General features: G+C 38.0%; 1 protein-coding gene. It reads left to right on the top strand.

Annotated features, from left to right (window positions below):
* Nucleotides 1-270 precede the first annotated feature (270 nt).
* A partial coding sequence (locus FOY53_RS23570; protein ID WP_222435345.1) for a hypothetical protein occupies nt 271-561 on the top strand: 291 nt, incomplete at its 3' end.

Below are 561 nucleotides of genomic sequence, written 5' to 3'. Positions count from 1 at the left end.
ATGGTTGACTATAAATAAAATTAACTTTCTGAATCATTAACATACACGACCAGAGACGAATAAATGGTTTAAGCATCCTGTTCACGTGAAGATGGAATTGAATAACCAAAGTTCAATGTCCATCAAAGGAAATACACGTAACAATCCTTATAGGATGAATTAAATGACAACATAGATTACATGCACGGGGAGATTTTTTACGACCGCCACACTGCACAAGTAACATTGTTGTGATCATGAATAAGAATATATGACAAAGTCCTATGAGTATTGCAACATATACCAAACTCCGAAAAGGCACAGAACAAAGGTATTTCACATGCAAGCCAAGCGAAAAGTAAGAACAAATTTGTGATGAGTCATTTAACGAAAAGAGCAAACCCGACAGTTACCGCCTTGGAACGGTCAGTCGGCAATATGGACCGACTGGGGTGCTTAAACCGGTTTTACAGAGCTCTAACCTCGCACTTCCTGATGGGTTTCTCAAATGCAAGCAATGAAAAGAAAACTGATCCATTTAAACAAGTGATCAAGCGCTTACGTTTTGTTTTACAAGTTATG

Source organism: Puniceibacterium confluentis (genome assembly GCF_007923445.1).
In the GTDB taxonomy this organism is placed as follows: domain Bacteria; phylum Pseudomonadota; class Alphaproteobacteria; order Rhodobacterales; family Rhodobacteraceae; genus Puniceibacterium; species Puniceibacterium confluentis.
Note: the sequence above shows the minus strand (reverse complement) of the source record. Positions and strands in the feature narration are given on the sequence as shown.